General features: G+C 43.7%; 14 protein-coding genes. 8 read left to right on the forward strand and 6 right to left on the reverse strand.

The features are described from left to right. Positions 1–30: 30 nt before the first annotated feature. Positions 31–558, forward strand: a complete 528-nt coding sequence (locus tag AACQ93_RS20940) for a GNAT family N-acetyltransferase (protein ID WP_064608446.1) — start codon at positions 31–33, stop codon at positions 556–558. A 225-nt stretch (positions 559–783) separates the two neighbouring features. Beyond that, positions 784–3,996, forward strand: a complete 3,213-nt coding sequence (locus tag AACQ93_RS20945) for an ImpA family metalloprotease (protein ID WP_064608448.1) — start codon at positions 784–786, stop codon at positions 3,994–3,996. 73 nt (positions 3,997–4,069) lie between these two features. Here the strand turns inward: AACQ93_RS20945 and AACQ93_RS20950 are convergent, their stop codons facing one another. After that, entirely contained in the window at positions 4,070–4,492 is a 423-nt protein-coding gene (locus AACQ93_RS20950) for an Hsp20/alpha crystallin family protein (RefSeq protein WP_007465884.1), read from the reverse strand. A 240-nt stretch (positions 4,493–4,732) separates the two neighbouring features. On the opposite strand from AACQ93_RS20950, the gene AACQ93_RS20955 reads away from it, so the two are divergent. Further along, positions 4,733–5,938, forward strand: coding sequence for an ethylbenzene dehydrogenase-related protein (locus AACQ93_RS20955; protein ID WP_064608450.1), 1,206 nt, complete (start codon positions 4,733–4,735; stop codon positions 5,936–5,938). Between the two features lie 89 nt (positions 5,939–6,027). Here AACQ93_RS20955 and AACQ93_RS20960 read toward each other — a convergent pair whose 3' ends face one another. Continuing rightward, positions 6,028–6,177 (reverse strand): hypothetical protein, encoded by a 150-nt coding sequence (locus AACQ93_RS20960; RefSeq protein ID WP_157097618.1) that lies wholly within the window; start codon positions 6,175–6,177, stop codon positions 6,028–6,030. A gap of 133 nt (positions 6,178–6,310) precedes the next feature. On the opposite strand from AACQ93_RS20960, the gene AACQ93_RS20965 reads away from it, so the two are divergent. Continuing rightward, entirely contained in the window at positions 6,311–7,207 is an 897-nt protein-coding gene (locus AACQ93_RS20965) for an AraC family transcriptional regulator (RefSeq protein WP_007465877.1), read from the forward strand. 155 nt (positions 7,208–7,362) lie between these two features. Then, the gene (locus AACQ93_RS20970; protein WP_232323375.1) at positions 7,363–8,181 is read left to right on the forward strand and encodes a Mut7-C ubiquitin/RNAse domain-containing protein; all 819 of its coding nucleotides are present in this window, start codon (positions 7,363–7,365) and stop codon (positions 8,179–8,181) included. 91 nt (positions 8,182–8,272) lie between these two features. On the opposite strand, the gene AACQ93_RS20975 is transcribed toward AACQ93_RS20970, so the two are convergent. Next, positions 8,273–9,379, reverse strand: coding sequence for a M20/M25/M40 family metallo-hydrolase (locus AACQ93_RS20975; RefSeq protein WP_064608454.1), 1,107 nt, complete (start codon positions 9,377–9,379; stop codon positions 8,273–8,275). 222 nt (positions 9,380–9,601) lie between these two features. On the opposite strand from AACQ93_RS20975, the gene AACQ93_RS20980 reads away from it, so the two are divergent. Together AACQ93_RS20980 and AACQ93_RS20985 are read left to right on the forward strand one after the other, a co-directional pair. After that, positions 9,602–10,363 carry a VIT1/CCC1 transporter family protein gene (locus AACQ93_RS20980; protein ID WP_007465871.1) on the forward strand — a complete coding sequence of 254 codons (762 nt, stop codon included), beginning with the start codon at positions 9,602–9,604 and terminating at the stop codon, positions 10,361–10,363. Positions 10,364–10,493: 130 nt separating this feature from the next. After that, positions 10,494–11,159 carry a DNA-methyltransferase gene (locus AACQ93_RS20985; protein ID WP_007465869.1) on the forward strand — a complete coding sequence of 222 codons (666 nt, stop codon included), beginning with the start codon at positions 10,494–10,496 and terminating at the stop codon, positions 11,157–11,159. 27 nt (positions 11,160–11,186) lie between these two features. Here the strand turns inward: AACQ93_RS20985 and AACQ93_RS20990 are convergent, their stop codons facing one another. Further along, entirely contained in the window at positions 11,187–11,471 is a 285-nt protein-coding gene (locus tag AACQ93_RS20990; protein WP_064608456.1) for a hypothetical protein, read from the reverse strand. Between the two features lie 76 nt (positions 11,472–11,547). Beyond that, entirely contained in the window at positions 11,548–11,718 is a 171-nt protein-coding gene (locus tag AACQ93_RS20995) for a DUF1737 domain-containing protein (RefSeq protein ID WP_083882336.1), read from the reverse strand. Positions 11,719–11,992: 274 nt separating this feature from the next. Here AACQ93_RS20995 and AACQ93_RS21000 point away from each other — a divergent pair, with 274 nt between their 5' ends. Continuing rightward, positions 11,993–12,205, forward strand: a complete 213-nt coding sequence (locus tag AACQ93_RS21000) for a hypothetical protein (RefSeq protein ID WP_064608458.1) — start codon at positions 11,993–11,995, stop codon at positions 12,203–12,205. 116 nt (positions 12,206–12,321) lie between these two features. On the opposite strand, the gene AACQ93_RS21005 is transcribed toward AACQ93_RS21000, so the two are convergent. After that, on the reverse strand, positions 12,322–12,672 hold the full coding sequence (locus tag AACQ93_RS21005) for a hypothetical protein (protein WP_064609654.1): 351 nt from the start codon (positions 12,670–12,672) through the stop codon (positions 12,322–12,324). Positions 12,673–12,729 lie beyond the last annotated feature (57 nt).

The following is a 12,729-nucleotide window of genomic DNA, read 5'->3' on the forward strand; positions in this document are numbered from 1 at the left end:
TTAAATCAAAAATAATATAAGGATGTGCAAATGTTCAGATTAAAGGTTGATGATGAGATAAACCTGGTGCTGGTTAATGAGAAGCTTGCACCGTCAATAGCAGAACAAGTGGCGGGTAATTTGGAACATCTGTCGCAATGGCTGGCATGGCCGCGTTTCTGTACTACAGTTGATGACTTTAAAGCCTTTATACAAAAATCGCTGCATGACTATGCTGACGGTAAGAGTATGGTATGTGCAATCGAGTATCAGGGAAGCATTGTTGGTGTTTCCGGTTTCAATACTATTCTTCCCAACCTGAAAAAAACGGACATTGGATACTGGCTGGCTGCTGAGCATCAGCATAAAGGCATTATCACCCGTGTTTGTCGATCTCTAATTCAATACGCCTTTGAAGAATTAGAACTGGAAGTGGTGACAATTACACCGGCGACTGAAAATGCCGCCAGTCGTGCGGTTTGTGAACGTCTTAATATGACATTTGAGGGAATTATTCCTCATGCAGAAAATATAGGCGGCGTTCTTTTGAATCATGCTATTTATGCTTGTTATAAGTGAGTAAAAAATAGTCAATCATAAATTAAAGTAATATTTTCCTTATAACCACTTGCTGTCAGAAATTAGTCCTAGATGACAGAGAGTTATCTTACATTTTCCGGCAGGTGGTTTGTTAACTTCAGCCCAGTTACCACGTAAACACTTTGACTCCGCTTAGTATCTTTTGTATCAACAAAAGTTGCATTTCAAAATCATAAAATAACAGACGTGAAGAAGAGGTAATTGATGAGGCATATATCGTCTTATCAACGTGTGGCAACGTTAAGTTTTGTCAGTTTGCTTGCTGCCTGTAATGGCGGCGGTGGTGACAATACAAATAAAGATGGCTCTGTACAATATTCAGTTAAATCACAGGTCAGTGGTGGCGGTGCTGTATCGCCGTCAAACTACTCGGCACAAAAAGGCCAATCTTATACATTTACCATTTCGCCTCAGGCGGGCTATCAAATTCAGTCGGTGACAGGCTGTGATGGCCAGTTAAGTGGGAATAAATATACGATTGCTCCGGTTTCTGAGAGTTGTAATATTCGTGCATCGTTTATCACCAATGCAGAAGTAGCGATTGAACGCGAGGATCATACACAGGCTTCTGTCAGTGAGCTGATTCAATTCAGCAAAAAACGAATCACTGAGATTGAAAGCCAGCGAACCGCATTACTGGATAAGTTGTATCAGGGGGTAGGTGCAACACTGTCATGGAATCCGGCACATGACACCATTACGTTTTCGGAATTCATGCCCGAAAATACTTTTGCTGTACTGAAATCCACACAGAATGGTGATGGTAAAGCTTCATCAGAGGGAATGGTTTATGTCGGAGAGCAAAGCGAGCATCGATATGCCGCGATGAGCGCTAATATGTTCTCTGTGGATACTTCCGACGAAACCGATCAGTTGTTAAAAAACATTCTGAATTGGCTGATTAACAATGAAGATCCGAATCGAGCGCTTAATCTGGTTACATCTCATGTACCGAGTAAAGCGGATAGCTGGTATTTCCCACACAACGAAGACATTCGAACATGGCTGAATAAGTACTATCCTGACAAGCATATTATCAATACGGCCAATAGCTGTGATTATGAAGACCTGTCTTCCTGTATTGATCAGCAGCAACCTGACCTAATTGTTTTCAGCGACATTGACCGTGAAAATCGAGGCTATCAAGCAGTTGAAGCGGCAATTGAGAAAGCAAAGTCGATGCGCATTCCTGTTGTTGTAATGAACTACAAGCGCAATCCAAGCACAATGGCAGAGCCTCTCTATAGTTATATGGGCCTTCAGGGAAATGGGAACTACTGGAGTAAGCACCATGCGGTGAATTTTCAGATTGAAAGCTGGAAAAACACGGATCCTATTTGGCAGACAGTGAAACAACTGTTGTCTCGCTTGGATTCCGGTCAGTTTGATATTGCATCGTTGGGTAATTGCGAAAAGAACTTTATTTATTGTGATGATTCCGCCTTTATGGATGCCTTTAAGCGTGGCGCAGACTGGTATCGTAAGTCAGCAATAGGACTGGACCACGCTAAAATTGATGTGTTTTCTTCTGAGCATTATGGCCTGATAAAAGCAGGTTTACTGTTGTCTGATAAGTACCGTTCTACAATTGATTATCCAATTGAACAATCGGAGCCTACTGCCTGGCAACAGGCTATGTTTGCTGATTGGACTGTAAGTTATGCGCGTAAGAATAACCTTCCTCAACCGGATTTGGGTGTATACGTTCTCGAACGTTCACAAGTGGTAAAGGGAAGTAATGCTCATTACCGCTACCCGTCTACAGTTGAGGAAACTCGTACGTTCAGCGTACCGTATACAGAGCAGTGGACAACAACAGGCTGGTATGTGTTGCCAGGGCAGGAAGTGACGGTAACCCGAACAGATAACAGTGATACCAAACTGGAAATAAAGCTGAATTATCACCGTAGTAACACCAATCGTGCCTATAAAACAAACGTTTATCGGGGGCCTCTGGAAGTTAAACAGCAGCGTATTGCTGTTAATGCTGGTGAAACAGTGTCGTTTTCATCACCTTATGGCGGTCCAATTTACGCTTATCTTGAGGGAGATGATCAACCTGTTCAGGTATCAGTGAAGGCGAAGGGTGTCGCTAAGCACCCTGCGATTATGGATTTCAGTGATCAAGCAGAGATAACGCGTTTTAATCAGGCCATTGAAAATACTGAACTGCCGCATGTCGATTTACGGACAGACGGTGCGGAGCAGCATTTACGTCGGGATCGTTTCATGGATGCTCTCGGCAGCCAGTATCAGACAGTGAATGCGTTGCTGCACTCGATCGAAAATGATCACATTAATAATGTTTACACGCTTGCCGGCTACAAAATCCAAGGCAAGACGCTGAAGCAGTCGTTACCTTCAGATGTGCAAACAATATGTAGTAGCCTGTTTAGTGAATCAGATTGTTTTGATGAGTCGCTACATATGCGCACAATCATTCAGCATGCAAACTACGATCAGAATGCCCATTGCGGCAGTGGCTGTAGTGGTAATCCATGGGATGCATCTTGGGTGATTTCGCCTACAGGTTGGGGGGATAACCACGAACTTGGCCATAACCTTCAAACCAATCGCCTGAATGTACAATATGTTGAGGATGCTGAGAAGGATGACTGGACCAAATACAGCTCCCGTGCAGGAGAAAACTCCAATAACATTTTCCCTTATTATGTGAAGTGGAAATCGCACTATGTGCGTGATGCTAACACGACAACAATTACAGACGGTCACATGAACCATAAAGAGCTGTTCTATGTGTTTATGTCAGATGCTGCTCATGTAACAAACAGTTCGAACCAGCGTGTTGTGTTAAACCACAAATGTAAGGTAATGGAAGCTGACGCTACCGACCGTTTCACCGCTCCCTGGAAGAGCAATGCATACGCGGTACATAATGGCTATCGTATGGCGTTTTACATTCAAATGGCCCTTCGTCTGGACAACAAAGTGATGTCAACTGGCGATAACCTGGAAAATGGTTTCCATATCTTCACTTTGTTGTATCAACATAGTCGCATTTTCCGTAAATACGCTGACAACGAAACTGAGTGGCTGGCTAATCGAGATAGATTAGGTTTCAGTGCATTCCCATATTCTGGGCACGCTGTATACGGTGGTAAGGATGTGCGTTCAATTCCGGGGAATGACTTTATGTTGGTAGCTTTAAGTAAGCTGACAAATCAGGACTGGCGTCAGTATTTTGATATGTTCGGTTTACGTTATTCAAGCTTGGCCTCAACGCAGGTTAGCTCAAATGCTAAAGGTGGTAGCGTTCCTGTGGGGATGTATGTTCTTGAAGACGATTTGCCATCGGCTTCAATGAGTGTCGGATTAGATTTCTTGTCATTATCAGTTAACGACGGAACAACACACTGGCCGCGGGATGGTTCATCACCGGTTGGTTGTACTCTTTAATTTTGATTGTCCTATGTTAATAAAACGGCGCCTCTTTCGGGCGCCGTTTTTTATTTTCTATCAATAAATGAGATTATTTAATCTCAATACTCTTACTGGCTGGTGCTGTTGGTTCGACTTTTGGCACTTCTACTTTTAGAACACCATCAGTAAATGAAGCTTCAATATCATCTTGTTTCAGGTTATGACCAAGATAGAAGCTGCGCATCAGTTTGCCCTCATAGCGCTCTTTACGAATAACCCGGTCACCTTCTTTTTGTTCTTCGCTTTTTGAAGTCGATGCTTCAATTAACAAGTTACCGTTATGAATTTGAACGCTGATGTCTTCTTTTTTTACACCAGGAAGATCGGCAGTGATCTCGTAGCTGTTCGGTTTTTCGATGATATCAATCCTTGGCGAGAAGGTATCAATATCGAAGCTTTGTCTTAAAGCCGGAAATGCGTTCTCAAAAAACTGATTGAAGTCAAACCATGAATCTCTTGGAATCAAGCTCATATATGCCTCCTGTCAAAACCGCTTTAAATCCAGTTCAAGTGTAGTTAACGGTTACTTTTTATGTGGATGATTTTTACTCGTTTTGATGTTCCTCAATTTTCAAGCTTGCTTGTGCAGATGGTGAGGAAAGGTGTTTCGGAATGGAGAGAAAGTCTCAACCAGTGTGAACTATATTTATCGCTTACATGCCGTCTGGTAATTGTCTGAGTAGACGGTAGTTATGTGGATGGAGAAAGTCATATGAATCAGCACCGGCATTTCAGTGTAACGTCGTTATTCCTTGCTATTGGCATGACTGTATCCTTGTCAGTAAACGCCCAAATTCCGTTGATGAGTTTCAAAACTCAGCAGCCGATTACATTGGATGCGGTGGCAGAAGATGCATGGATAAAAGCCGCACCATTAAAACTGGTGCTGGATCAGACCGTCTATAAGCCAGAGCAGTATGAAGGGGTGCTTAGTACCAATTATTCGATTCGCTCTTTATATGATGATGAGTTTGTATATTTCTTTGTGCAGTGGGAAGACCCGACCAAAAGCGTGACACGGTTTCCGTGGGAAAAGCAGCAAGATAACAGCTGGAAGCGATTAATGAATAAGGACAAGACCGGTCACGAGAATACTTTCTACGAAGATAAGACGAGCATTTTTTGGAATATCAACGCAGAAGGGTTCACGATTCAGGGCTGCGATATTGCCTGTCATATGGCTGATGCCGAAGGCAAAGTGGCTGATATTGAAAACCAAATCCCAGGTCGGAAATTCACCCGATTGGCTGAAGAAACCATTGATATGTGGCACTGGAAGGCGGTTCGAACCGGTCTAACCGATCAGTTTGATGATCAATATGTGGATTCAAACATCGATCCGATAGACCATGCGAACTGGGGGCGTAAAAACGATCATAAAACCAGTGGCGGTTACAGCACCAATATTGCGGAAGAAAAAGAAATGCCGGCAATGGGGACCCGGCTTTGGAATGATGTCGATAACTACGCATTACTACCTAAAGATCAGGTGGCTTTCCTGGATACGTTTAAACCCGGTCAACGAATTCCGGCGGTTTTAGTTGAGCCGTTCACTGGCTCCCGTGGTGATATCAGTGCCAAAGCTGTCTGGAAAGAGGGTATATGGTCAATTGAGTTTAAGCGTAAACTGGTTACGACGGGAGAAAATGCAGAAAGAGAAGATGTTCAGTTTAAAGACTTAACGAAGCCTTATTACTTTGGTGTGGCTGTCTTTGATAATTCCCAGATCAATCACCTTTATACATTTCAGGTACAGACCTTGGTTTTCGAGCAACCTAAAGGAACAGAACCTGAGAAACCAGCTGTTCCGGTAACATCTCCAGCCAACATTGATGAAAAAAACGAATCGGATAAACAGCCTGTGAGTACAGCGCCGATTGAAGATCAGGCAGATGACGTTGAGATTAAATCAGAGTAGGGTGAAGGGATAAGTAATAGGCACCGTAGTTCATGTGTTTGGTTATATTCACTCCGGCGGCGTGATGTCGCCGGAGCTGGCTTGTTTTCTCATTCATTTTCTTTGTCGGAAGCCCCTCTTGCAATATTTTCTTGTTTGCTTTCACGTATAGATTCTTCTTCAGTTCTTTGTTTCTCAATCAGATTTTCGTCTGTCTCTTCTGTTTTGTGAGAAAATATATTTTTTAGCCAATCGAACATAGACCAACCTTAGTGTTTGTGGATTAGTGCAAAACACCCTATAAGCTTAGTCGCTAATATGAGGTTGTCTGTGTTCGGTGAGTTTGAGAATCGGCAGAACGGCATTACATTGAAAAGGTAAAAACAAAAAATAATGGATTATTTACAAAAGCTTACTCCGGTTATTCGCCATTTGGAACAACACTATGCTGAGCCGGTTAACCTGCAGCAAGTGGCTGAAATGGCCAGCCTTTCTCCTTACCATTTTCACCGGGTTTTTAAGGCAGTAACCGGAGAGACTTTGGCTGATTATATTCGCAGGCTTAAGCTTGCAAGTGCCTCCCAGTGTTTGTTTTACAAAAAGCACAGTGTTACAGAAGTTGCTCTTGATTATGGTTTTTCAAGTTCTCAGAGCTTGGCGAAGGCTTTTCGGATTTATTTCGGGGTGACACCGTCAGCCATCCGAAACTGCAACACACTCGCGGAATATTCTGACCTGATTAAAAATAGCAAGATTGGACACACGCTTCGCAAGACAGGACACGCAACGGATTCGTCTGGTGGTTATAGTTTTGGACAACAACCACATAGGAGGAAAACGATGAAAACAGAACTTTTGAACGCTCGCCATTTGGCTTATATCCGTGTGACTGGACCATACGGTGAAAATTATGAACCGGCGTCGGGCAAACTGTACCAATGGGCCGGGGCGAATGGATTACAGAATGGCCAATGTTTGTTTATTTATCATGATAACCCTGAAGTGACGCCAGCCGATAAGTGCCGGACTGATATTTGCCTGACTGTTCCTGAAGGAACTGAAGTTGGAAACGGTATTGAACTGATGGGGTTACCGGGCGGAAGCTATGCGACGATTCGTGAGACTGTGACTGAAAAAAGTCAGTATGCTCAGTTTTGGCAAGAGCTGATGGATCAGGTTGTTGCTTCTGGTTTTGAATGTGACGATCGTCCGTGTTTTGAGCTTTATCATAGCTATAATCCGGAAACCAATGTCGCTGATGTCAGTTTTTATACGGCGATCAAAGGGTAATTAAATACACAATAGAAAAACAGCAGGGGTATTGAATCCCTGCTGTTTTCATTTGGGCTTATCTTGCCCGCTATCCAACGCTGAACTAGGCTCTTACAAAGATCTGAGGTCAATAATTAATTTCAGGGGCTATTCCCGGAATGAAGAGTCAGCCGATGAAGGACGATCAACACGCGCCAATTCTTCGTACCGCTTATTTTCGTTTCTACGAAGAGCTTAATGATTTTCTGCCACAGGAGCAGCGCAAAATATTTTTTCCTTATTCTTTTACCGGAAAGCCGTCGGTCAAAGATACCGTTGAAGCAATAGGTGTCCCCCATACTGAAATTGACCTGATATTAGTCGATGGTGAGTCAGTCGGTTTCGATTTTAATCTCAGTGGTGGTGAACATATCTCTGTTTATCCGGTATTTGAAGCATTGGATATTTCACCTGTCATTCATTTGAGAGCTGAGCCTCTGAGGGAAACAAAGTTCATTGTGGATGTGAACCTCGGACGGCTGGCACAGAAACTGCGCTTACTGGGATTTGATACCCTGTACAGAAATGATTTTTTGGATGATGAAATTGTCGATCTTTCCCTGAAAGAGAAGCGAATTATTCTGACCAGGGACAGGGGGATCTTTAAGTTCAGTAATGTGACTCATGGCTATTGGGTTCGCAATCACAACACCAGGAAGCAATTGACTGAGGTGATAAATCGGTTACAGCTGGAAAACAGTTTTCACCCTTTCACTCTCTGTTCGCACTGCAATCAGCAATTACAGCCCATTGATAAAGAAGAGCTTATTGAGCGATATCCCCAACATGTTCCTAGAGATACACTGAAGTATTTTGATAAATTCTGGGTTTGTTCCGGATGTGACAAAATCTACTGGCAGGGTTCACATTATCAGCGGATTGAAAAGTGGATCGGAAAACTGACCAGTCGCAGAGATGCTCAGAAAACGACTGATACTTATAACAGTCGGTGATGCGTCTGATTGTTTGCAAAGGCTAATTTAAAGAAGAAAAAACCGAGGTATTGCCCCTCGGTTTTTGCTATGAATAACTCTGAACTGAGAGTTACTTAGTCAGGTAGGTGTAAAGGAATTCAGTTACGCCTACCATATCAGCAATTTTGATAAACTCTTCAGTAGTGTGAACTTTTGCCATACCGGTAGAGATATTGACGGTTTTCAGGCCCTTACCGTTGAAGATGTTGGCATCACTACCGCCACCGGTTGATTTTGTCTGAGGCTCAACACCGTTAGCAATGAATGCTGCTTTGACGTTTTCGATGAACGGATCAGCGTCATCAATGCGGTAAGCGTTGTAAGCGCGGGTAGATTTGATGTCGATTTCCGCACCGTGCTTAGCTGCAACCGTTTCAAATGTGCTAACCATGTGCTCAACCTGAGCTGCCAGCTTGTCATCGTCCAAAGAACGCGCTTCAGCTTCAAGGTACAGAGCCGGCATTACAATGTTGGTTGCCTGACCGCCTTTAACCACACCGATGTTCGCTGTTGTTTCGCTGTCGATACGTGACAGGTTCATTTGGCTGATAGCATCAGCAGCCACAGTCAGGGCATTGATACCTTCTTCAGGTGCTAGACCTGCGTGAGCAGGTTTACCTGTAATGTTGATTTTCAGGTTCTGCTGGCCAGGTGCCACAGTGATAATGGTGCCGATATCGCCGCCTGAATCCAGAACAATCGCGTTTTGCGATTTGACGAAAGACATGTCGAAGTGCTGCGAACCGTGCAGGCCGCCTTCTTCATGGACAGTGAAAGCCAGTTCAAGCGTTTTGTGAGGCTGGTTCTGAGCTTTAATGCAACGCACCGCTTCCATAATGGCAGCGATGCCGGATTTGTCATCACCACCCAGGATAGTGTTACCTTTTGAGCTGATAATTCCGTCATTGATAACAGGTTCGATATCGTTGCCCGGAGTTACTGTATCCATGTGGCAGCTCATCAGGATGCTACCTTCAAGCTCACCCGGAAGTTTGGCGTAGATATTAAAGCCATTCGAAATCTCTTCCGGTACAGGCAGTTTAGCCACTTCAAAACCCATCTGACCTAATTGCTCAGCAAGGGCTTCAGCAATGGCTTTTTCATTGCGTGACTCACTGTTGATTTTAATCAGTTCGATAAAATGTTGGATCAATCGTTCTTCGTTGATTATGTTCATAAGTATCTTTATCTGTCGGAATGAAGTAGACCCACTTTACCTAAAAATCACAGTGTTTTATGTGAATAGGTCAATAAATTGGTTGATTGCTGGATAGAAATTAGAATTATTATTGGTTACTTCGCTTATCGATAAAACAAACAACTATTAAAGCGTGCTTTAATCAGCAAATAACATTGTTTAGTGGATTAAGATTGCGTTGTTGAATAACGGAGCCTTTGCATGAAGAAGGTTAAGATTGAAGAGCTTCACCGGGATCATCAGCCAGAAGCGATTAGAGAGCGTCTTCAGCAGTCTCCGAAATCACAGAACATCTCGGATGCGGTTCTTGGTGGTATAGACGGTTGTGTGACTACCTTTGCTGTCGTATCTGGAGCGGTAGGGGCCGGATTTCCTGCCGGAGTAGCACTGATCCTTGGTTTTGCCAATCTGGTGGCAGACGGGTTCAGTATGGCAATCAGCAATTATGAATCAAACAAAGCACAGCAGGAATATGCTGACAGCCTCCGTCAAATGGAAGAGTTTCACATTGATGAAGTGCCTGATGGTGAGCGGGAAGAAATCCGGCAGATATTCCGTCAGAAGGGGTTTGACGGAGAAATTCTTGAAGCAATTGTAGAAACTCTTACCGACGACAAAAAGCTTTGGGTTGAAACCATGCTGACGGAAGAGCACGGTATCCATAAAACGTTAACCAATCCGTGGGTTTCTGCCGGCGTTACTTTCGCTGCTTTTGTAGTGATAGGAACCGTTCCTCTGTTACCGTTTCTGATGATGTCGTTGCCTTTATCTCAGCAGTTCTTTATCAGTGCCGGGCTTGCTGCATTGATGTTTTTCCTGATCGGCGTCTTGAAAAGTCTCGTCTTCGGTCAGCCTGCAATTATGGCAGGGTTACGTACCTTACTGACTGGCGGAGCAGCGGCAGGGCTTGCATACCTTACAGGTTATATTCTGCGCGAAATAGTCGGTGTGGCAGGGTTATGAAACGTTAAATTGCTATGCGACTATCCATTTCACATCAGATTTGATACAACTCTCAGCCCGATTCTTTGATACCGATTTTGATGGCAGATCCCGTAGCTGCCCGGATTGGACTTGGCAGATTTAGGTAACAATGCAGCTATATAAACAAGATGCCGTCGATTGGTTGTCATCCCTTCCTGACGAAAGTGTGGATTTGTTGATCACGGATCCGCCATATGAATCTCTGGAAAAGCACCGCGCGGTTGGTACCACAACTCGCCTGAAGAACAGTAAAAGTTCAAGTAACCAGTGGTTTTCAATTTTTCCCAATGAGCGTTTTGAGGAATTACTGACTCAGGTCTACCGAGTACTGAAGAAAAACAGTCATTTTTACCTTTTCTGCGATCAGGAAACGATGTTCTACATTAAGCCGATTGCTGAACAAGTAGGCTTTAAATTCTGGAAACCCATCGTATGGGATAAAGTGGCTATCGGCATGGGGTATCACTATCGTGCCCGGTATGAGTTCATTCTGTTCTTTGAAAAGGGCAAGCGGAAACTCAATAACCTTGGTATCCCGGATATCCTTGAAGAGAAGCGGGTTTATCGCGGTTATCCGACAGAAAAGCCAGTTGCACTACTGGAAACCTTGATTGAGCAAAGTAGTACCGAAGGTGAAGTGGTTGCTGATCCGTTCTTTGGTTCGGGCTCAACCATGGTAGCGGCACATAACCTTAACCGCGTTCCTTACGGCAACGATATTTCTGACAGTGCTCATGACCACCTAAAGCAACGTTTGGTTGAGGTTGCATCCTGACAGAACAAGAAGTCTGAGAGCTTAAGGTTAGCTATCCAGTTTAGCTTCAGTCTTGATGAGGTGCAGAATAGCCAGGTCGTGACCGACGACGAAAGTAACGCTCCACACGTTAGTTAATTTATTCACCGGAGTGGGAGTCTGTTCGGCCAGGCTCGTTAAAATTCTGTCTGCCTCATTCAATGGGAATCCGTCGATAGCATAAATATCCTGTTCATCAGACCAGGCCCGCATAGCGGTCTGGACATCACTGGCCTCAACCTGTGTTATGTAAGTAGCGCCGTCGTATTCCAGGATTATGGTATAGACAGACATAAAAACCTTCTGGTTGATGTGGACTGCAATGCTTGGGCTTTTCTTGGCCTACGCAAGCTTTGCAGTCCGGGGTTATTTAATCATCTTTCATCATCGACTGGGTATACCAGCATGTGACATCCCCGTCAGCAGTGACCAGGTTAACAACGATCTCACCGTAGAGCTTCCACCCATCATCAAGCAAATCATTAACTTTTTTTTCAAACTCAAACTCATGTTTATCGCAGACAATCTTGTATTTCATCATTTGTCTCCTGCTGGTATGACTAAAATTACCGCTATCAAACAATGGCTGCTGAGCCGAAGCGCGTGACAAGTGTCAAACGACTGCATAGTAAATAATAGTTATAAATTAGCAGGCTGTGCCTTGTTGTATGTAACTCTTGGCTTGAAAGATAAGAAAATTATCTGAGATGCCCCGTATTCTCACAGTTTGAGGTTTGATTATTACTTATAGTGGAATCAAACGTTACCCGTAGGCATATACAGAACATATTGTTCGGACCACGAAGGAGGTACCGGTGAAAGAGGTTGTTATACTTTTGATTACCGCAGTACTGGCTTGGGCCTTAAGGAGTGCCATCAGCTTAGATTATAGTTGGCTATCTGCACCAATTGATGCGATGAAAGCTGTGGTTGGGATAGGGGTGTTTTTCGTAATTTATTTAGCAGTAAGCTGGATTGTAGACAGGATCATAGCTTTTGAGCAAACCACCCAGCAGTCAGAGCCTTAGCGCTTTATTTTTGATTCATGATGGTTTTGATGTTCACATAAAAAATGCCAGTTAAGAACTGGCATTTTTTGCTTTAGTGCGCTGTAAGGCCAGAGCATTTATTATAGCCGTGAGGCTTATTTGCGTTTTGGCTGCTGGTAAGTTCGTCCCGCAGTCTGGTAGATATCTTTTTGTTTGATTTCAAACATATCGAAGAAGAACCAAGCAACGAATTTAATTACATCGTCACCGTCATTCATGATCCACTCAGCGTATTCCTGCTCTTCGCCTTCATCGTTTTCTTGCATAGAAACGTGGTAAATACGACGCTCGCCTTCGATTTCAGCCAGTTGGAACTGACCTGTCAGCGATTCAGCTGCTTCGGCGATATCTTTATCTTCACAAGCTTTAAGTGCATCTAAAACCTGAGGCAAGCTTTCCTTCTCGCAAAGCGACTTGATCAGGGTTTCGAACTGTTTTTGTTCCATTTTTATATAACCAAAAGTTGAGATGATGCTATTGTAGCAGTGAGAATTCGTTTTGAA

Origin of the sequence: Photobacterium sp. J15, assembly GCF_963870815.1 — a bacterium.
GTDB lineage: Bacteria > Pseudomonadota > Gammaproteobacteria > Enterobacterales > Vibrionaceae > Photobacterium > Photobacterium marinum.